The organism is Carnobacterium mobile DSM 4848 (genome assembly GCF_000744825.1).
GTDB classification, from domain to species: Bacteria; Bacillota; Bacilli; order Lactobacillales; family Carnobacteriaceae; genus Carnobacterium_A; species Carnobacterium_A mobile.
The window spans coordinates 796,421-816,597 of the sequence record NZ_JQMR01000001.1; the positions used below are offsets into that span (position 1 = coordinate 796,421).

General features: G+C 36.1%; 19 protein-coding genes and 2 other annotated features (1 of these 21 cut by a window edge). Of the genes, 2 read left to right on the top strand and 17 right to left on the bottom strand.

Annotation, left to right across the window (positions count from 1 at the left end; all coding sequences use genetic code 11):
* Positions 1–138: a binding site (T-box leader), on the bottom strand; it reaches 117 nt to the left of the window's first position.
* A 23-nt stretch (positions 139–161) separates the two neighbouring features.
* The 14 genes from minD to BR87_RS03650 form a co-directional block, all read right to left on the bottom strand.
* Positions 162–956, bottom strand: a complete 795-nt coding sequence (gene minD / locus BR87_RS03585; protein ID WP_035028777.1) for a septum site-determining protein MinD — start codon at positions 954–956, stop codon at positions 162–164.
* Positions 941–1,654, bottom strand: coding sequence for a septum site-determining protein MinC (locus BR87_RS03590; RefSeq protein WP_035028780.1), 714 nt, complete (start codon positions 1,652–1,654; stop codon positions 941–943). The genes minD and BR87_RS03590 overlap by 16 nt, the downstream gene beginning before the upstream one ends.
* Positions 1,655–1,702: 48 nt before the next feature.
* Positions 1,703–2,227, bottom strand: coding sequence for a rod shape-determining protein MreD (gene mreD, locus BR87_RS03595; protein ID WP_035028784.1), 525 nt, complete (start codon positions 2,225–2,227; stop codon positions 1,703–1,705).
* 1 nt (position 2,228) lies between these two features.
* Positions 2,229–3,080, bottom strand: a complete 852-nt coding sequence (gene mreC, locus BR87_RS03600) for a rod shape-determining protein MreC (protein ID WP_035028787.1) — start codon at positions 3,078–3,080, stop codon at positions 2,229–2,231.
* 152 nt (positions 3,081–3,232) lie between these two features.
* Positions 3,233–4,246, bottom strand: a complete 1,014-nt coding sequence (locus tag BR87_RS03605) for a rod shape-determining protein (RefSeq protein WP_035028790.1) — start codon at positions 4,244–4,246, stop codon at positions 3,233–3,235.
* 444 nt (positions 4,247–4,690) lie between these two features.
* Positions 4,691–4,891 carry a cold-shock protein gene (locus tag BR87_RS03610; RefSeq protein WP_035028792.1) on the bottom strand — a complete coding sequence of 67 codons (201 nt, stop codon included), beginning with the start codon at positions 4,889–4,891 and terminating at the stop codon, positions 4,691–4,693.
* A 416-nt stretch (positions 4,892–5,307) separates the two neighbouring features.
* Positions 5,308–5,508: a cold-shock protein gene (locus BR87_RS03615; protein WP_035028795.1), complete on the bottom strand. Its 201-nt coding sequence runs from the start codon at positions 5,506–5,508 to the stop codon at positions 5,308–5,310.
* Between the two features lie 172 nt (positions 5,509–5,680).
* Complete coding sequence (locus BR87_RS03620; protein ID WP_035028798.1) at positions 5,681–5,881, bottom strand: cold-shock protein; 201 nt, start codon at positions 5,879–5,881, stop codon at positions 5,681–5,683.
* 288 nt (positions 5,882–6,169) lie between these two features.
* Positions 6,170–6,370 (bottom strand): cold-shock protein, encoded by a 201-nt coding sequence (locus BR87_RS03625; RefSeq protein ID WP_035028800.1) that lies wholly within the window; start codon positions 6,368–6,370, stop codon positions 6,170–6,172.
* Between the two features lie 181 nt (positions 6,371–6,551).
* The gene (gene radC, locus BR87_RS03630; RefSeq protein ID WP_035028802.1) at positions 6,552–7,244 is read right to left on the bottom strand and encodes a RadC family protein; all 693 of its coding nucleotides are present in this window, start codon (positions 7,242–7,244) and stop codon (positions 6,552–6,554) included.
* Between the two features lie 237 nt (positions 7,245–7,481).
* Positions 7,482–8,789 carry a bifunctional folylpolyglutamate synthase/dihydrofolate synthase gene (locus BR87_RS03635; protein ID WP_035028804.1) on the bottom strand — a complete coding sequence of 436 codons (1,308 nt, stop codon included), beginning with the start codon at positions 8,787–8,789 and terminating at the stop codon, positions 7,482–7,484.
* Between the two features lie 126 nt (positions 8,790–8,915).
* Positions 8,916–11,561, bottom strand: coding sequence for a valine--tRNA ligase (locus BR87_RS03640; protein WP_035028806.1), 2,646 nt, complete (start codon positions 11,559–11,561; stop codon positions 8,916–8,918).
* Between the two features lie 75 nt (positions 11,562–11,636).
* Positions 11,637–11,871, bottom strand: a binding site (T-box leader).
* A gap of 356 nt (positions 11,872–12,227) precedes the next feature.
* Positions 12,228–12,719, bottom strand: coding sequence for a thiol peroxidase (gene tpx / locus BR87_RS03645; RefSeq protein ID WP_035028808.1), 492 nt, complete (start codon positions 12,717–12,719; stop codon positions 12,228–12,230).
* A gap of 79 nt (positions 12,720–12,798) precedes the next feature.
* Positions 12,799–13,455, bottom strand: coding sequence for a redox-sensing transcriptional repressor Rex (locus tag BR87_RS03650; RefSeq protein WP_035028810.1), 657 nt, complete (start codon positions 13,453–13,455; stop codon positions 12,799–12,801).
* A gap of 301 nt (positions 13,456–13,756) precedes the next feature.
* Between BR87_RS03650 and BR87_RS03655 the strand changes: the two genes are divergently transcribed.
* Positions 13,757–15,115 (top strand): ISL3 family transposase, encoded by a 1,359-nt coding sequence (locus tag BR87_RS03655; RefSeq protein WP_211249961.1) that lies wholly within the window; start codon positions 13,757–13,759, stop codon positions 15,113–15,115.
* Positions 15,116–15,209: 94 nt separating this feature from the next.
* Here the strand turns inward: BR87_RS03655 and thiI are convergent, their stop codons facing one another.
* The 3 genes from thiI to BR87_RS03670 all read right to left on the bottom strand — a co-directional run bounded on the left by thiI (position 15,210) and on the right by BR87_RS03670 (position 19,454).
* Positions 15,210–16,427 carry a tRNA uracil 4-sulfurtransferase ThiI gene (gene thiI / locus BR87_RS03660; RefSeq protein ID WP_035028813.1) on the bottom strand — a complete coding sequence of 406 codons (1,218 nt, stop codon included), beginning with the start codon at positions 16,425–16,427 and terminating at the stop codon, positions 15,210–15,212.
* A 19-nt stretch (positions 16,428–16,446) separates the two neighbouring features.
* On the bottom strand, positions 16,447–17,589 hold the full coding sequence (locus BR87_RS03665; RefSeq protein ID WP_035028816.1) for a cysteine desulfurase family protein: 1,143 nt from the start codon (positions 17,587–17,589) through the stop codon (positions 16,447–16,449).
* A gap of 149 nt (positions 17,590–17,738) precedes the next feature.
* The gene (locus tag BR87_RS03670; RefSeq protein WP_035028819.1) at positions 17,739–19,454 is read right to left on the bottom strand and encodes a septation ring formation regulator EzrA; all 1,716 of its coding nucleotides are present in this window, start codon (positions 19,452–19,454) and stop codon (positions 17,739–17,741) included.
* 220 nt (positions 19,455–19,674) lie between these two features.
* Between BR87_RS03670 and BR87_RS03675 the strand changes: the two genes are divergently transcribed.
* The gene (locus tag BR87_RS03675) at positions 19,675–20,142 is read left to right on the top strand and encodes a GAF domain-containing protein (RefSeq protein ID WP_035028821.1); all 468 of its coding nucleotides are present in this window, start codon (positions 19,675–19,677) and stop codon (positions 20,140–20,142) included.
* Positions 20,143–20,177 lie beyond the last annotated feature (35 nt).

Below are 20,177 nucleotides of genomic sequence, written 5' to 3' on the forward strand. Positions count from 1 at the left end.
GACAGTTTACTAACACTATAGCGAATTCAACTGCCAGCTTAGAGATGTGTGTTCAGAATAGATCTTTGATTGCTCTCACCAACCGCAACCTCTCTTTGTAAAGACGCTAATCTTACTTTTTCTCTTCATTGCTTTTGTTTATTTTACAAACTATAGCATAATTAATTTCGTTTGCCAAATATTTTCTTCCAAAAACTTTCTTTTTCTTTTTTTAGGGACATCAGCGGAACGGTTTCACCTAAGATGCGTCGTGCCACATTACGGTAACCCTGGGATGCCGGGTTTTTAGGGTCTAAAACAATCGGATCCCCTTTATTAGATGAACGAACAACGTCATCATCATCAAAAATAATGCCTAATAAGTCTACAGATAAGTGTCGTGTGATTTCATCGACATCTAAAACTTCCCCATCTTGCATCATCCGTTTACGAATACGATTAATAATCAGGCGAGGTGGTTCTAATTCTGTCTGCTCTAATAATCCGATGATCCGATCAGCATCGCGAATAGCAGATATTTCCGGAGTCGTTACCAGGATTGCTTCATCTGCTGCTGCAATAGAGTTTTGAAACCCTTGTTCGATTCCTGCTGGACAATCAATTAAAATAAAATCGTAATCTTCTTTTAACTCATTTACAATTTCAATCATTTGATCGCCATTCACATCATTTTTATCAGCATTTTGTGCTGCTGGTAATAAATACAAATTATCATTAAATCGTTTATCTTTAATAATGGCTTGATGTAGTTTTGCTCGGCCTTCAACCACGTCAATAATATCGTAAATAATGCGGTTTTCTAACCCTAAAATAACATCTAAGTTTCTTAGTCCTATATCCATATCAATTAAGCAGACCCGTTTGCCTTGCAAAGCGAGTGCTGTTCCAATATTTGCAGTAGACGTAGTTTTTCCTACGCCGCCTTTTCCAGAAGTAATGACTATTGCTGTACCCATGATTTTAATCCCCCTGTCACTTTACCTAAATTTGGACGCATTTTTCTCAACTGATCTAAAGATTCAAAATCCAAAATATGTAAATCATTAATATACGCAAATTCATTTTTTTTAATTTGTTCTTTATCAGCAGATTGATTTTCAATAATTTGAATATTATCAGCTATTCGTACTTGTGCGTTTGTATGGAAATCAGCCACAACCACTGCTGTTGCGTCACCTTCAAATCCAGCATGAGCAATGCCGTGTAATTCTCCGATTATAAAAATATTGCCATTTGCTCGAATCACTCCACCGGGGTGTACTTTCCCCACAAAAAGAATGTCCCCGGGCGCTTGAAGAACTTGTCCGCTGCGGATTGTTTGAATTTCCATTTGTAAACTTACTGCTTGTTGCCATGCTAAGGCATTTTCATACGTGATAACAGCAGAGTTGATTTTTTTTATTTCAAATTGACTATTGTTTTTAATTTTTTCTGTAATTTCCTTTTTTTCTTCATCAGATAATAAACGGTTCCCTGTTGAAATTTCTAAATGGATTTCTTTTTTCTCTTCTTCTGCATCTGTTTTTTTGGCTTCAGTTTTAAGATGTTCCAATAATTGCTCTAATTCTTCAATGATCGTAGTAAAAGAAGCCGATTCATCTAAAGTTAACATAAAACCATCTTTGTTTCCTTTTAATGACACACTCTGTTTCACCTTAACAACTCCTTATCAGCTAAATAACGAATGAACATTCCATCGTATTTAATTCTCTAATATTTTAATTATTATCTTTTTTAAAGGATAGAATGCCAATATAAAGAATACGAGATTTAACAATAAAGTTGGCCCTAAACGACTGGCCATAAAAGTAGTCATATCTATCTCTGCAAAGCCCAAAACTTTATAAAATCCATATAGAATTGTTTCTACAATGCTTAGATTGATCACAACCATCATCCCTATAGTAAGCGCATTTGGATGCAACACTCGCTTTACTTTTTCTGTGATATATACAATAATTGGAAAAATTGCGACATACATACCTAAGATCCCTACATAATAACTGTCATAGAGCAAACCAAAAATAATTCCATAAAGAATCATTTTATTTCTTGGAAGATAAAAGGACATTAACACAAAAATAAGAACAACTAGTCTAGGCGTCATTATATTCCCATTTTCTCCATACAATTGGACAGAAAAAACTCCCGATAAAAGACCATCTATTAAAAAACCAATAAAAATTACAAGCGGAGCAAAAACTTTAACTTTCCATTGTTCGTTCATCTTACTCACCACTCTCAGCTGTTCGTTGAATGAAAGTCACATAACGAATATCATTTAAGTCCGCTGCCGGTGTTACATAAGCTTCTTGTGATAAACCATGAGCATCTAGTTTAACTTCATCGATCGTTCCAATCAACAATGAACTTGGGGATACTCCGCCTAGTCCTGAAGTCATTACTTGATCTCCTTTTTTTATGGTTACATCAGTAGTTATTTGTTTCATAATCAATCGATTCGTTTTTGTATCATATCCATTGATAATACCATGAACGAATCCATCTTTAGAAGAAACTGAAGCGGCAACTCGGTTGTTATTTTGGTCAAGTGTCGTTATCAGCTGAACTTTTGAACTTGTTGGACTTACTTCTATCACTCTTCCAATCAATCCATTATCTGCCATCACAGATAACCCGACTACTATGCCGCTTTGACTCCCGCGATCCACTACAATTTGGTTGATCCAATTATCTGGATTCCGACTGATGACTGTACCGTTTATTTTCTTATAATTTGAAAGAGTATCTTGCAATTCCAATTGTTCTTTCATTTTTTGATTATCTTGTTTTAACTCACTTAACTCTACTTCTGTTTCGTATAAACTATCAATTTTTGATTTCAATAATTGATTTTCTTCATACGTATTTTTTAAATTATCTACTGATTCCATAAAATTAACTACGGCATTGGTTGGTTTGGACAACACGCGGCCTGTAATAGCAGTGATGTCATTACTAAACTGCTGTACTATCGGTAATTTGCTTTTTTCTGTAATAGAATAGGCGATTAGCCCTAAACAAACGATAACACTCACCAATAATATAATTAGTTTTTTATTTGAAAAAAATTGATGCAAATTCTCACCTCATTAATTCTTCAGGCTTTATCCATTTTAACATATCTTAAACTAAATAACTTCGTATTTTGTTATTTTATTGTCCGAAATGAAAACGATGCGGAAAAGCAAAATACTGCCCGCATCGTCACATTACGTCATGTAATTTTTACTTATTTCATTCTTTTCTTTTTATACAAATTCATATGTTTTAAAGATTCACCAGTACCTAAAGCTACACAATCTAGTGGGTCAGCTGCTACGAAAACGGGAACTTCAGTTTCATCAGCGATTACATCACTAATGTTTTTCAAAAGAGCTCCTCCGCCTGTCAAAACAATTCCATGATCAATTACATCTGCAGAAATTTCCGGCGGTGTTTCTTCTAATGTTTCTCGCACAGCGCTAACGATCCCATCAACAACTTCTTTAATCGCTTCAGCTACATCAATGGCTGAAACTTCAATAGTTTGTGGTAATCCAGTTAACAAATCGCGTCCCCGAACATCCATAGAGCCATATTCAGGTGCTTTTTCTGCCGATGCACAACCAATAGCAATTTTGATTTGTTCAGCTGTACGTTCACCAATCAATAAATTATATTTTTTACGAATATAATGAATGATTCCATCATCCATGCTATCCCCAGCCAAACGGATAGAACGACTGCTCACTATCCCGCCAAGTGCTATTGTTGCTACATCAGTAGTTCCGCCTCCAATATCGACAACCATACTGCCTGTAGGATCCATGACCGGCAAACCTGCTCCAACAGCTGCAGCAAATGGTTCTTCCAGAATAAAAGCATCTTTAGCTCCAGCCATTCTTGTTGCATCAATTACAGCGCGTTTTTCCACTTCAGTTACACCACTTGGTACACAAACCATGACATAAGGTTTAGATGTTGTTTTTCCAATAGCTTTTTCAATGTAGTATTTCATCATTGCAGCTGTAGTATCATAATCTGCAATTACGCCGTTTTTCATAGGGCGAATAGCGACTATTGAACCAGGTGTTCTCCCGATCATATTTCTGGCATCTTCACCAACTGCTACAATTTCTCCAGTATTGATATCTTTTGCAACTACTGAAGGATCTCTTAAAACAATTCCTTTACCATCAACGAAAACATTTGTATTGGCTGTTCCTAGATCAATACCAATGTCTTTATTTCCAAATTTAAACACATTATTTCATCCTCTCAAGTCTGTCTAACATCAGAATTTTTAGAATATAGTACAATTTATTTTTAACTATTCATTAAACTCTAAGACAGTATAACAAAAAAAAGATATTTTTGCCTTGTCAGAAACCATCATACTTCATTTTTTTTAGCAAAACATTAATAATTTACGTAATTTAATAGAAATTTAAGTTTGCTTCACATGAACGTAGCGGTTTTCTAAACCATTGTCTTTAAAGATTCTCTTATTTTTCTTTTTTTAAAAGCATATCAAAAAAAGATCTATGCCCATCCAGTTTCGGTTACTGTATTCTAAACAGCTAAAGCTGCTGCAGGCAAGTCGAAGTGAACACAGGTCTGATTTTTAGAACCCTTCTAGAATAAATAATTGGATATATAAAAGAGGGTGAGACGTTTGTCTCACCCTCTTACCTTAATTGTAATTTAATTAAGCTTTAACAACGTTTGCTGCTTGAGGTCCACGGTTTCCTTCTTCAACGTCGAAAGTTACTGCTTGTCCTTCTTCTAAAGATTTGAAGCCGTCTCCTTGGATAGCTGAGAAGTGTACGAATACGTCATCTCCACCGTCGCGTTCGATAAAGCCAAAACCTTTTTCTGCATTAAACCATTTTACTGTACCTTGTTCCATAATAAAATATCCTCCTCGTGCGTTTTGCACATTTGTTAATTCTTGCTAACGGTGCGAATTGGAATGTTATGAAACAATTCTTTTCTACTACCTCACAAAAACTTAAATACAGTGTATCATTTATTTTTAATAATAGCAAGTTAATCTTGCTATCTTTTTTAAGCGGATCAGTTATTGAGCAAAAAAACAGCGTTTAGACCCAAAGCTTCTATCTTACATCTATTGCACTCCTCAGCAGTTAACACTATAAGGACTAAAGCAACTGAAGCGAGTAAACACAGAATGGACCGCACATCAACTGAGCATTGAAATCGGGCTTCATGACTGCCTTTTAGAGAACGTTATTAAAATATAGTTAAGGAATAGAAAGGAGGTTAACCCTTTCGGGCTAACCTCCTTAGTTATTTTAGATTTAATTAAGCTTTAACAACGTTTGCTGCTTGAGGTCCACGGTTTCCTTCTTCAACATCGAAAGTTACTGTTTGTCCTTCTTCTAAAGATTTGAAGCCGTCTCCTTGGATAGCTGAGAAGTGTACGAATACATCATCGCCATCTTCGCGTTCGATAAAACCAAAACCTTTTTCTGCATTAAACCATTTTACTGTACCTTGTTCCATTATAAATATCCTCCTCGTGCGTTAAACACTATATATTTAACATTTTTGCTAACGGTACGATTTGGAATGTTTCTGCAACGATTCTTCATTCTACCTCAACAAAATGCTAAATTTATTTTAACATATCGCTGTATATACCGCAAGTAAAACGCTTCATTTTCTTACTTTTTCATTAGGCTTTAACAACGTTTGTTGCTTGAAGTCCGCGGTCGCCTTCTTCAACGTCAAAAGTTACTGCTTGCCCTTCTTCCAAAGTTTTAAACCCTTCACCTTGGATAGCTGAGAAATGCACAAATACATCGTCGCCGTCTTCGCGTTCGATAAAACCGAACCCTTTTTCTGCATTAAACCATTTTACTGTACCTTGTTCCATTATAAATATCCTCCTCATGCGTTAAACGCTATGTAATTGATGTTTTTACTAATTAGTATCATTTGAAATGTTTGGAACATTTTTCTTTTACTATGCAAAAACTCACTAACAGTATAACAAGTCCAAATATACTTATCAAGCAAGAACCCTAATTAACAATCTACAAAAGCTTCTAACAGTTGAAGCTGCTGAAAACCTTTATCGAATATCTTTTAGAGCCTCATTAGCCAGATGTACAAAAGAGAGTGAGACAAATGTCTCACTCTCTTACCTTAATTGTAATTTTAATTACGCTTTAACAACGTTTGCTGCTTGAGGTCCACGGTTTCCTTCTTCAACGTCGAAAGTTACTGCTTGTCCTTCTTCTAAAGATTTAAAGCCTTCACCTTGGATAGCTGAGAAATGTACGAATACATCGTCGCCGTCTTCACGTTCGATAAAGCCAAAACCTTTTTCTGCGTTAAACCATTTTACTGTACCTTGTTCCATAATAAAATATCCTCCTCGTGCGTTTTGCACATTTGTTAATTCTTGCTAACGGTACGAATTGGAATGTTATGAAACAATTCTTTTCTTATACCTAAACAAAAACCTGACGTAAGTATAGCACGATTATTTTAATAACACAAGCTTATAAAGACTTTAATTAAATTTTATTTTTTCTCCTTTACTAAAAGACTCCTAACTCTTTTAAACTAATGTACCGATCTTGTCCAATAATGAGATGATCCAATAAGTCGATCCCGATTAATTCCCCACACTCAAACATGCGTTTAGTAAATAAAATATCAGCTTCCGAAGGTTCTGGATTACCCGAAGGATGATTGTGCCCTACAATAATGCGAGCTGCCGAAACGCGGACTGCCCCTTTAAAAATTTCACGTGGGTGCGCAACCGATGAATTCAACCCACCTATAAAAGTGGTTTCTTTTTTAATGATTTCATTTTTAGTATTCAAATACAACACCATCACATGCTCTTGCTGCAGGTCCCGCATTTCTCCTAACAGCATCTCTCCCGCTTTGCGACTGGAAGTTATTTGTCCAATTTTAATTTGAGGAGCTTGTGCAATCCGCATGCCCAATTCAATTGCAGCTCTTATTTCGATTGCTTTAATCTTCCCGATACCAGAAACAACCATCAACTCTTCTATAGAAGCTGTTTTCAAAAAATACAAATCTTCAAATGTATTTAAGATTTCCATAGCAAGTGCCATGACATTGGTACCTTTTGTTCCCGTTCGCAATAAAATTGCTAGCAATTCATGGTTTGCTAGTGCTTTTTCACCATATTGTTCCATTCTTTCTCTAGGCCTTGAAAAAACAGGAACTTCTTTCACTAGACTTGTTGACCTCTCTCTCATGTTTCTCCCCCTTTTCTCCATATTTTTACTATCTGCAAAAAAAGGGGAATCTATTTTTTTATCATACTAAGAATAACAGTTAGTTTAAAAATCAACTTTTTTAGATTGTATGATCCAGTCTTAACATGTTCATACAGTCTGCTTTTCTTCAATAAAGTCTTTGACTTATATTAAGTCTTGATATAGGGCTGCCGTTTTTGTCTCGCTTGTTCCGCTTAGTTACATTTCTTTGGTTAATCATCCATTATTTGGTTTCGTTAAAAATTGTCTTACTTCTGAAATAAAGTACAACGATCCCGTAATTAAGATTACATCACTCTCATCCATCTCATTCACTGTGTCCCTTAAAGCTTCTTGCCAATGTTCTTTGATGGTCACTCCTAATCCAGCATAACCTTTCAATTCGTCTATTGTTGCTGCTCTAGGAAAGTCAAAGCTAGTCAAAATAAGATGAATATTAGGCAATTCTGTCAATAAACTAACCATATTTCCAATTGCTTTATCCTGCAAAACAGCAAAGATCAAATAAACTTCTTGTTGATTAAAATCCAGTTTGATCGTTTCAACTAAACGACGAATAGCCGGTTCATTATGAGCCCCATCAAGAATCATTAGTGGTTTATCGTTAACCTTTTCCATACGACCTGGCCAAAAAGATTGTTTCAGTCCTCTTCTTGTATCTTCATGATTTAATACTAAGCCAGTTTTTTCACTATAAATCCTCAAAGTTTCAATCGCTACAGTTGCATTCTCAATCTGGTGTTTTCCCAACATTCCGATTTGCAATTGATTCAAATAAATAGCCTCATCTTCAAATGTAAACTGCTCTCCCCATGTCGGCAAGGTTTGCCATTTCGTTGCTGTAAAATCTTTTCCAAAAAAATAAACTTTGCTTCCTTTCTCATTTGCATGAGCTTCAATAACCTCTAACGCTTCTTTAGGTATCTTGCCTGTTACAACTGGCACTCCTGGTTTAATGATACCAGCTTTTTGAAACGCTATTTCCGGTACTGTTTCTCCTAAAATTTTCATATGATCCAACCCGATAGTAGTGATAGCTGAAACAATTGGTGTAATTACATTAGTAGAATCTAATAACCCTCCTAGCCCTACTTCAATGATCACTACGTCTGCATGACCTTCACCGAAATAAACAAACATCATCATAGTGATAATTTCAAATTCACTCGGCCCATCTAATTCCGTTTCTTCAAGTTCACAGGCTAACGGGTATACAATATTAGCTAATCGTATGATTTGTTTATCTGAAATAGGTTCTCCATTAACGCTGATGCGTTCATTGAAGAGTTCGATATACGGCGAAGTGTATGTTCCAACTACTTGACCATTAGCTTGCAGCATATTTCTTAAAAAAGTAACTGTAGAGCCTTTCCCATTTGTCCCAGCCACATGAATTGCTTTTATTTTCTTATTGGGAAAATCTAGTCTCTCTAACATCCATTCCATTCTTTTCAAACCGGGCTTCATCCCGAACACTTTTCTTCCATGTATCCAATTTAATGTTTCTTCAAATGTTTCAAACATTAAGCAACCCACCATTTCTTATACTGACATTCTTCCCCATTATAAACCACTCCTATTGAATATGGTATTCAAAAAAACCTGTCTTTCACTTTAATGAAAGACAGGCTCTTCAACAAATTTATTTGATTAAAGTTGTGCTTTTAATACTGCAATCCGTTCTTGAACAATTGTGTATTTTTCGAGATATTCAGTTTCTTTAGCTCTTTCAGCTGCCACTACAGCTTCCGGCGCTTTATTCACAAATTTTGCATTTGCCAATTTCCCTTTTACACGCTTCACTTCTTTATCCCATTTATCCAGCTCTTTTTCAAGACGTGTAATCTCTTCTTCCAAATTGATTAAGCCTGTTAAAGGAAGATAAATTTCAGCCCCTGTAATAACTGCAGTCATTGCTGTATCTGGAGCTTCTACATTGCTTGAGATTACTAGTGTTTCAGGGTTGCAGAAACGTTCAATATAAGAGACGTTTTCATTTAAGAATTGTTCGATAGTCTCATCATTTGTTTTGATCAGTAATTCTATTTTTTTCGACAAAGGTGTGTTTACTTCAGAACGGATATTACGAACTGCACGAATCAATTCCATCAATACATCCATCCCTTTAGTCGCCTTTTCATCTGATAATTCAGGACGTACGACTGGATATTCTGCCACTACTAAAGATTCGCCAACATGAGGAATGTTTTCCCATATCTCTTCAGTAACAAAAGGCATAATCGGGTGCAAAAGACGCAGTGTTTGATCCAAGACATAAGCTAAAATGCTTCTAGTCATTTGCTTAGCTTGCTCATTTTCACCAAATAACACTTCTTTACTCATTTCAATGTACCAGTCACAAAAATCATCCCAAATAAAGTGGTATAAATGACGTCCAGCTTCACCGAATTCAAATTGCTCAAATAGATCAGTAACTTTTGCAACAGTTTCATTTAATTTTGTCAAAATCCAACGATCTGCTACTGTTTTTTCACCTGTTAAATTGATTTGTTCAACTGTGAAACCTTCCATATTCATTAAGGCAAACCGGCTGGCATTCCAAATTTTATTGATAAAATTCCAAGCAGCATCCATTTTGTCATAACTAAATCGTACGTCTTGTCCAGGAGCAGATCCATTCGATAGGAACCAGCGCAATGCATCAGCACCATATTGATCGATTACATCCATTGGATCAATGCCGTTGCCTAACGATTTACTCATTTTGCGTCCGTCTTCATCACGGATCAGTCCATGAATCAGCACATTCTTAAACGGTCTTTTTCCAGTAAACTCTAAACTTTGGAAGATCATTCGGCTGACCCAGAAGAAAATAATATCATAGCCGGTAACTAGGGTATTTGTAGGAAAATAACGTTTAAAGTCTTCTGCTTCTTCATTTGGCCATCCCATTGTTGAGAACGGCCATAAAGCTGAACTAAACCAAGTATCTAGTACATCAGGATCTTGTACCCAATTGTCGCTGTCTTCTGGTGCTTCCATGCCAACATACAATTCTCCGGTCGTTTTGTGATACCATGCAGGAATACGATGTCCCCACCATAATTGACGCGAAATAACCCAGTCATGGACATTTTCCATCCAACGCATATACGTATTCTCAAAACGTTCAGGTACAAAATTCACTTTATTCACTGTTTCTTGGTTATCCATAGCTTCTTTTGCTAAAGTCTCCATTTTAACAAACCATTGTGTCGATAAGCGCGGTTCAACTACTACTCCGGTCCGCTCAGAGTGTCCCACACTATGAATCATTTTCTCAATTTTGATTAAACGGCCTTCTGCTTCCAAGTCCTTAATGACTGCTTTACGAGCTGCAAAACGATCCATACCAGCATATTTACCAGCTAACTCATTCATCGTACCATCTTCATGCATCACATTAATTCGAGCTAGGTCATGACGGTTTCCGACTTCAAAGTCATTAGGGTCATGAGCCGGTGTGATTTTAACGACTCCGGTACCAAAATCCATTTCAACGTACTCATCTGCAATAATTGGGATTTCACGGTTCATTAACGGCAACAAAACGGTTTTCCCAATCAGCCCTTGATACCGTTCATCTTCAGGATGCACTGCAACCGCAGTATCACCTAGCATAGTTTCAGGACGAGTAGTAGCAATTTCAACAGTTCCGCTGCCATCTGTTAACGGGTAGCTCATATGGTAAAAAGCTCCTTCAACGTCTTGGTGGATAACTTCAATATCAGATAATGCTGTTTTAGCTTTCGGATCCCAGTTGATGATGTATTCGCCGCGGTAAATCAATTTCTTATCATACATCGTAACAAATACTTTTTTAACAGCTTCTGATAACCCATCATCTAACGTAAACCGTTCGCGACTATAATCAACAGATATACCAACTTTTGCCCATTGTTCCCGAATAACACTAGCATATTCTTCTTTCCAGTCCCAAACTGTTTGGATAAATTTATCGCGCCCTAAGTCATAACGGGAAATGCCTTCTTCAGCTAATTTTTCTTCTACTTTAGCTTGTGTGGCAATTCCTGCATGATCCATTCCAGGCAGCCATAAAGTATCATAACCTTGCATACGTTTTTGCCGTACAATAATATCTTGTAAAGTCGTGTCCCATGCATGCCCCAAATGTAATTTCCCTGTAACATTGGGTGGCGGGATTACAACAGAATAAGGTTCTTTGGTCTTATCTCCACTTGCTTTAAATAGATCTTTTTCTAGCCATTTTTCATAACGATTTGCTTCCACTTCTTTTGGCTGATATTTCGTCGGCATTTTTAATTCATCCGTCATATCTTATACCCTCTTTTCTTATTTTTTTCAAAGCGATTAATGGATAAAATAAAAAAAAGCACTCGTCCTAATCATTATTAGGACGAATGCTTTGTTATTCGCGGTACCACCTAGTTTGCATATCCTTTATTATTGGATATACCTCTCACTTCACGTTTTTAACGTAACGCCACTCCGTACAAAGCTACTCTTTTTTCGCCCTGTCAGCTCCCAAGCTACCTTCATCTTATTTTGGTTAAGAACTCCCACCATCTGTTCTTTTCTCTACTAAACCAAAAATAACATTACTCTTCTTGTTCATCGCTTTTTAAGTATGTCTTATTCTAGCATTGAAAAGATGGGAATTCAATCCTGTTTTTTAAAATTAGGTAGGATAAGTTTTCTGTATTGAATGTCTAGCGTTCAAGCCCGACCTCTCGTAAATTAGATAACTAAAGGAGGGCCTAAAGTTTCGCTACACGAGCTTTGTACTAGTCGACGTCACCAACTAAAGCTGGAAGTCTCCTAGCAATTGCGCAGTAGGCTCATTTGCTGGTACTTTAAGAGATTCATCTCGTAGAGTACCAGTTACAAGGCGACGAAAGGAGCAGTGCTCCCCGAGTCGCATTTCCTATTTTCACGGGGGTCAAGGTGGGCATGAACACTTTTCTTAAATTGCTGCTCATTTTAACGAGCCGCTTTTGCCGCTTCAATTGCTTTATCGTAATCCGGTTCCTCAACCATTTCTGCAACGGTTTCTTTATAGACTAGTTTGCCAGATCCATCAATGACAAATACTGAACGTACTAATGCATTTAATTCAGGAATAGCTATCCCGTAAGTTTTACCGAATGTTTGATCTGTATCATGAAGCATCTCCATCTCAATTCCTTCTCCGGCGCACCATTTTTCTTGTTGCTCTTTTGTATTTGTTGAAACAGTTATCAACTGTACGCCTTCAATATCATTTGCATCCGCATTAAAAGCTTTAGTTTGAATTGCACAAACACGCGTATCAATATCAGGTACAACGCTGATCAACACGACTTTTCCTTTGAATTGACTTAATTCAATCGTTTCATCTTCTAAGTTTTTTAGAGAGAAGTCTGGTGCTTGTTCTCCTACTGCAGGTTGCGTACCTTCTACTTTAAGCGGTGTTCCTTTTCTTGTAAATTCCATCTATTCTCACTCCTATTTATCTGACTACTTCTTACTAAGTATACGTGGTCTAAAATAGAAAAAGCAACTATCTCACTTTTTATTTCGCTTTTTGCGGAAGCAGCCAGCCATCATAATAAACTAAAGTCAGAATTTCACTAGTGAGATCAATGTATCGAATATCAATATTTTCTGGAACTTTTACTCTACCTGGAGAAAAGTTTAAGATCGCTGTAATTCCAGCATCAACCAGCATGTTTATAGCATCTTGTGAAGACTCACTCGGAACAGTAGAGATAGCTACATCTATCTCTTCACGGTCAAGAATCTCGGACATTTGTTCAATAGAATAAATAGGCACACCAGACAATACTTTTCCAGTACTTTCTTTATTGATCTCAAAGCCGCATGTAATTTTCAAGTTATTGTCTTTGCTAAAATTATTTGCAATCAATGCCTTTCCTAAGTTACCTACTCCCATCAAAGCAATATTAACGATTTTATTCACATTTAATAAGTCATGAAATATTTCCGTTACGTATTCTACTTCATAGCCATAACCGCTTCTGCCTAATTCGCCAAAGTGAGAAAAATCACGACGAATTGTTGCAGAAGGAATTTGCGTTATCTGGCTTAATTCCTTTGATTTTATCCGTGTAATTCCACTTTCCTTCAATTTATTCAAGCAACGATAATATAACGGCAGCCTTTTAGCAGTCGCTTTTGGGATATGTCGTTCTAGTTGTTTCTTTTCCATTGAAACTCCTCCGTTTACAAGTCTATTTCTTTGAATCATATCATTTAGAAGTGCACTTTACAACGATTTTGTGATTAAAATCACATTTAATTTTGTAATCAGTATACCACAGATTCTCTTATAGTTTTACTTTTAATCAATAAAATAAAAAAAGATGAGGTTAACCTCATCTTTTTGGTTGTACAATATTTGACGTTGGTGAGTGAAAACTCGCTAACGTCTTTTTTCGTAAAAATAGAAAACAAGTGAGTTCTCCTGTAGAATTAAAGTCACCACAACCCATCCAAAGGAGAGAACTCACTTGCCTACATCAAATGATATGCGAAAAGTACTAGATATTCAAGACAAAAACATTATTTTTGAAGATGATTGCGTAGAATACGGTCAATTCAAAGGGAAGAAATGTAAATTTATTAAAGGCCGCTTGACCTACATTCCTCAGGAATGTATGAAGTGCCATGCAGCAAACGAACACTATACCATCTATCGTAACGGGACACAGGTTTCACGTATTACTTTGCCTATGAGCGGGGTTCATCCAACTTATTTATTACTCAAGAAGCAACGGTTCAAGTGTAAAGGATGTGGGGCTACATTTACTGCGAAAACGCCTCTATTGAAAGAAAATTGTTTTATTTCGAATCCTGTAAAAGCACAAATTTTAGATAAATCATCTATGGCTCAATCTATAAAAGATATCTCTAGTCAAACTAGAGTCTCTTCAGCAACGACGCAACGCGTTATTAATGAGCAAGCTAAGAATTATAAACCGCATTACTTCTGGCTTTCTAAACATCTTTCGTTTGACGAGTTTAAGTATGCCAACAGCACAATGGCTTTTGAATACATAGATGCCGAAAAAGGAACGATCATTGATATTTTGCCTTCTCGAGACAGCCGAACGATAAAAGACCATTTCCTTTCACGTTATAGCCTAAAGGCCAGAAAAAAAGTAGAAACCATTACAGTCGATATGAATGCCAGCTACGTCAATTTTATTCCCGTGCTTTTTCCAAACGCCAAAATTATCATTGATCGTTTTCATATTGTCCAGCTGATTAATCGTTCACTGAACCGTACAAGGGTAACGGTCATGAATCAATTTCACACCTCAAACGGAGAAGACATGAAAAAATACCGTCGATTAAAACGATTTTGGAAAAAAATCCTAAAGAAAGAATCTGAACTATCTTATACAAAATATACTTATTATGCTCTATTTGGTCTACGCTTAGAATCAGCAATTGTCGATGAAATGTTAGGATATAACACTATTCTGAGAGAGACTTACGAGGTGTATCAAGCTATTCTCAAAGCGGTTGAGAAAAACGACTACGATGAGCTAGTAAAGATTTTAGAAAAAGATTATCCACTTATTTCAAAACCAATGAAGACGAGCCTTAAAACATTGAAAAAGCATATAAAGCACATTAAAAATACATTTGCCTATAAGTACTCAAACGGAAAAATTGAAGGAATAAATAATAAGATTAAGGTCCTTAACCGTGTAGCCTATGGCTACAGAAACTTTGCGAACTATAAAAACCGTATTCTTCTGCACTTTAATATGAAACCAGCAACTATAAACAGAAAGAAAAAACACTTTTCAGGGCAGCTTAATGCTTACCATGAAAAGTGTATAGGATTTCTAATTAAATAAGTGACTAAAATTCTTCACCAACGTCAGTTGACGTAGAACCATCTTTTTGGTCTTTCTTTTATTTGCATAAAAATAATACAGCAGCCATTTCCTTTTAAAGAAGATCAGAAAAAGCTTCTTTTTGTTGCTCTTCTAATGTATCGCCTACTTTGATTTTCGAGATAGTCAAGTGATCCATCGCCCGCTGAATCAAGCCTTCTATATCTAAACGCGCTTCATATTGGCGTGCTTTTTCTAAGTCGGGTTTTGTCTTAGGGGCCGGCGGTGCAAAAATTGTGCAGCAATCTTCAAATGGTTGTATCGATAACTCAAATGTATCAATTTTTTGGGCTACTTCGATAATTTCGTTTTTATCCATGGAAACTACTGGTCGAATGACCGGCGTAGTGGTTACGTCATTAATAGCAATCATACTGTGTAATGTCTGAGATGCAACTTGACCCAGCGATTCTCCATTGATAATAGCTAATCCCTTTCGTTCTTCACGAATACGATCAGTAATGCGCATCATCATACGGCGTGTAACTGTCATCAGGTATCCTTCTGGTACACTTTTTTTAATTTCTTCTTGAATCTCTGTAAATGGCACTTCAATAAATTGGATACTGCCAACAAAAGCTGCCATTTTGGAAGTTAAATCTTTTGCTTTTTGCAAAGCACGAGGACTTGTATATGGAGGACTATGAAAGTGAACAGCTTCCACTTCTACGCCTCGTTTCATTGTCAAGTAGCCCGCTACTGGAGAATCGATTCCGCCTGACAGCATCAACATGCCTTTTCCGCTTGATCCTACAGGCAATCCGCCTGCTCCTAAAATGGTTTGACTGGAAAGAAAAATTCCTTCTTTGCGTATTTCTACACGTATATTGATATCAGGGTTTTTAACTTGAACTTTGATTCCTTCCACTTCTCTCAGAACCTCTGAACCTAGTAATTGATTGATTTCATTTGTGTCTAATTCAAAATCATGATCAGATCGCCGAGTTGAAATTTTAAAAGTTTGGCCTTCTTTATATAATTCTCGAACCATTGCTACAGCAGTTGTCTTCACTTGTTCCATTTCTCTTTCCAGGCGCATAACAGGAGAATAATTTTGAATTCCAAAAATCGGTTTCAAACGTTCCAGAACAACCTCACTGTCAGCTCCGTTTAATTTCAAGTGCATCCGATCACGATCGGCATCGACTTTTAATTCTGCAAAATCATGCAAGGCAAATTTTACATTTTGAGCTAATTTATTAATAAATAGTTTTTTATTTTTTCCTTTAGTGGACAGTTCGCCATAACGGATCATTACTTCATTGTATTGCATCGTTATTTTTCACTCCTTTTTAAGCATTGATTGCTTGGAATTGATCATATAAAACATCGAATTCTTTTATAAATTGTTTTGCTTCGTCCATTGTATTGGTATCAGACAAACTAACTCTTACTGCGCTTGTTGCAAGTGATTCTGGAACATTCATTGCTCCTAATGTACTTGAACTTGTTTTATTTCGACTGGAACATGCACTTGTCGTTGAGATATAGATTTCTTGTTTTTCAAAAGCATGTACCATCACTTCTCCTCTGATCCCTTTTAAAGCATAGCAAAGAATATGTGGCGCTCCTTCTTTGTTAGAAAAAAAGACAACTTTAGGATACTTTTGCAGTTCCTCAGTTAAATAATCTTTTATTTTTCTTTGCGTATGTTGTTTTTCTGCCATGTCAGACAAAACCAAACGCAAGGCTTTTCCCATAGCTGCAATCCCCGCAACATTCTCAGTTCCGCTCCGAAGTCCAGCTTCTTGTCCTCCACCATTTAACAAAGGGGCTAGTTTTCTTCCTTTTTTCAAATAAACAAATCCAACTCCTTTTGGACCATGGAATTTATGCCCAGAAAACGTAGCAATATCAATGCGCGAATTTTTCCCAAGTGGTAACGGCATTTTCCCAATAGCTTGAACAGCGTCAACATGGAAATGAATAGATGGATATTCTTTTAAGATTTCACCTATTTCTGTAAGAGGTTGTATGCTTCCAATTTCATTATTGATGGCCATCACGGAAACCATGATCGTATCTGGTCTAATGGCTTTTTTCAATGCCTCAACCGACACGATTCCTTTTTTATCTACAGGTAAATAAGTTACTTCAAAACCAAGCTGTTCTAATTGATGCATTGATTCTTTTACAGCTGGGTGTTCAATTGTTGTAGTAATCAAATGTTTTCCATAAAAACTTTTCGCAATAGCAGTGCCTTTAATAGCCCAGTTATCACCTTCAGTTCCTCCGCTTGTAAAAAAAATTTCTTGAGAAGATACACTTAACAAAGAAGCTATCTGTTGACGTGATTGCTGCAACAATCCAGCAGCTTGGTCTCCTAATGAGTGTAAACTAGATGGATTCCAATTGATACTTTGGCTGACTTTCAAGAAAGTCTCTAGTACGCCTTCGGTCATTTGAGTTGTTGCGCTATTATCAAAATATATCATAATTCTTCACACTTTCTATTTTTGCTGTTCTAAATCTAGCATCAAAACATCTTACTTATTATAACAAAAACTTTTTGAACCACAAGAACGTATTTTTTTGTAAAAAAAGAGTGCTCATATTAATGAGACACTCTATCTTATATCTGTTTTTATTTTTTATTTTCTTTATCTTCTAAATAATTTTTTTCTACTTTTTTAAACGAACCTGGTTCAACTTCTTCTAAAGCCGTTGCAATATGTTCAAGTGCTTCATGATAATCAAACTCCGCATTAAACAAGGTTAGGCTTTCCGTAATCGCACTTGCAATTTCAGGATGGGTATGGCGGTAACGATTGGCGTATTGCAGCATATATTCTGTTAACAACGCGCTATCTACAAGTTCTTCTGTCTTTTCAATCAATAATTCAATGTCATCATCACATAAGTCGCATAAACTCTTAATATCCTTCATATCGATTCTTAGTTTATTCAATTCCTTTGACAATTGTTCTACCCGCTCCGTTGTAGAAAAAAAGAAATCGAGGTAATTTGTTGGTAATCCAGGCAAATGCTGCTTCTCAACGTATCTTTTAACCCCGCGTAAATTAAATTCGAAGTCATCTATTTTATCTTTAACTTCTTTTTCTTCCTCACGCAATTCCACTAAATAGTGATTGATTTCTTTTTGTTTCTCCTCAATTCGTTCTAGAGCTTTGGCGTTTTCTGCATAACTTTCTTGAACTGCAGTAAATACTGCTTGGTGGCTGTTTAGTCCATCTGTAAACGTATCGAAATTATTTTGAATTTCTTCTAGTTCTTCTTGCATCGCTTCCGTTTGGGTTAGTTCTTCATGATTCAGCGCATAACTTTGAGCTACACGATCAATTTCAATTAACAGCTTCCGATTTTTTTCTAATACAAATTCGATATAATCATCCAATACCGGCTGACGAGCAATAATGTATTCTTTCGCTTCGATTTCCGCTTCCATTACATCATATAAGCGATTGATTTTTTCCTCAATTTCTTGATTTTTTGATTTTGCTTCATCTACATCACAATTTGCAATCAGTTGTTCGACTGTTTGGCATTCTTTCTCAATCGATTCGATGTCTTCTAAAATCGTATCATTGAGAAAAACAAAGTTTTGTTCAATCAATTGAGCGTATCCTTCTCTTAATTCTTGGAGCTGCTCTTTGAACTCATTGGTTAGTTGTTTCAAAATACCCGGCAATTGTTTAATAATGTAATTCAATTCTTTGGTATCTGCATCAATTTTGTTTAACCTTTTTTGGGCTTCAATATGATCTCCTGAAGCAGTTAATTCAGAAACTTCTGAAAAATCTACTTCTAAAAAGGTTAACTTTTTTTCAAGCTTTTCTAAAGCAGGTCCGAAAGAAAAGCTTTGTGTTAATAATTTTTTGCGATTTTCTTGATACATTTCTTGGATTCGTTTAACTTCCAGTAAATTCTGTTCTTCACTTTTCAGCAATTCTTGCAGAGATTCTTGAAGTTCAGCAATAGCCTTTTTTGTTTTTTCGATTAATTGGGCTGCTTTTTCCTCTGCTTTTTTAGCCTGAATTAACTGTAAGCGATCTGTTGCTTGTTCTGCATCAAACAAACAATTTTCTAAATCTGGAAACGCTGCGGCCTCAATTGTTTCCCACTCTGCTCTTAACCGATTGTATTTTTTTTCTGTTTGCCCTGTTAATTGCAGTTCTTTAGCCCTATGTAAATCATCCACCACCGGAAGATCCATTAATTCAATTTTTCTTTTCTCTAAAGCATTTATCTTTGTATAATGCTTTTTTTTCATCATATAACTTGTTAGATAGGCAACAATTGCCAGGACAATGATGACACTTAAAATATATTCAACTCTCATTCTTATACCTCCAGCCGAATTGATACGCACAGTAATGCTATACCCTTCTTCTTCGATTATTTCTTTACTTATCTGTTAGATAGCTCTATTTGCTTATTTTACGTTTACTTATAAAAATACCTATTGTATATTGTAACATATACAATGAAATCTAACACTACCAAACCCAGTTTTTTTATTCATCTTCCTTAGTAGTGTGATCATCATAGGAGGGATACTTTTGTCAAAAGAAGCAAATTATCGGATAACAAATAAACAATTAGCCGCTGTAATCGGTTCTGAGACCAATTTAATTGCTAATTTAAGTAATGCGGCTGCTTTACTGTTCGAAAATTTACCAGATATCAATTGGTCAGGTTTTTACCTATATGAAGAATCTTCAGGCGAATTGGTTTTAGGACCGTTTCAAGGAAAAGTCGCTTGTATTCGAATTGGAATTGGAAAAGGCGTATGCGGAACAGCTTTTGAAAAAAACAAAACGCTGCTTGTTGAAGACGTTAATCAATTTCAAGGACATATTGCTTGTGATGCAGCCAGTCAGTCTGAAATCGTTATTCCATTAACAATAAACGGTAAAAAAATAGGCGTCTTAGATATTGATGCTCCAATCACAAATCGTTTTGATAAAGTCGATCAACAGTTTTTGGAACAATTCGTGAAGATTCTCTTAAAAAATAACCAAGCATAGGGATCTTTGAAGAAAAGAAGCAAGAAAGCTTGACT

Coding starts and splice junctions, on each gene's coding strand:
- minD (WP_035028777.1), bottom strand. CDS start 956: ATGGGTACAGCAATAGTCATTACTTCTGGAAAAGGCGGCGTAGGAAAA.
- mreD (WP_035028784.1), bottom strand. CDS start 2,227: ATGAACGAACAATGGAAAGTTAAAGTTTTTGCTCCGCTTGTAATTTTT.
- BR87_RS03610 (WP_035028792.1), bottom strand. CDS start 4,891: ATGGAACAAGGTACAGTAAAATGGTTTAATGCAGAAAAAGGTTTTGGC.
- BR87_RS03615 (WP_035028795.1), bottom strand. CDS start 5,508: ATGGAACAAGGTACAGTAAAATGGTTTAATGCAGAAAAAGGTTTTGGT.
- BR87_RS03620 (WP_035028798.1), bottom strand. CDS start 5,881: ATGGAACAAGGTACAGTAAAATGGTTTAATGCAGAAAAAGGGTTCGGT.
- BR87_RS03625 (WP_035028800.1), bottom strand. CDS start 6,370: ATGGAACAAGGTACAGTAAAATGGTTTAACGCAGAAAAAGGTTTTGGC.
- radC (WP_035028802.1), bottom strand. CDS start 7,244: ATGAGAGAGAGGTCAACAAGTCTAGTGAAAGAAGTTCCTGTTTTTTCA.
- BR87_RS03635 (WP_035028804.1), bottom strand. CDS start 8,789: ATGTTTGAAACATTTGAAGAAACATTAAATTGGATACATGGAAGAAAA.
- BR87_RS03640 (WP_035028806.1), bottom strand. CDS start 11,561: ATGACGGATGAATTAAAAATGCCGACGAAATATCAGCCAAAAGAAGTG.
- tpx (WP_035028808.1), bottom strand. CDS start 12,719: ATGGAATTTACAAGAAAAGGAACACCGCTTAAAGTAGAAGGTACGCAA.
- BR87_RS03650 (WP_035028810.1), bottom strand. CDS start 13,455: ATGGAAAAGAAACAACTAGAACGACATATCCCAAAAGCGACTGCTAAA.
- thiI (WP_035028813.1), bottom strand. CDS start 16,427: ATGCAATACAATGAAGTAATGATCCGTTATGGCGAACTGTCCACTAAA.
- BR87_RS03665 (WP_035028816.1), bottom strand. CDS start 17,589: ATGATATATTTTGATAATAGCGCAACAACTCAAATGACCGAAGGCGTA.
- BR87_RS03670 (WP_035028819.1), bottom strand. CDS start 19,454: ATGAGAGTTGAATATATTTTAAGTGTCATCATTGTCCTGGCAATTGTT.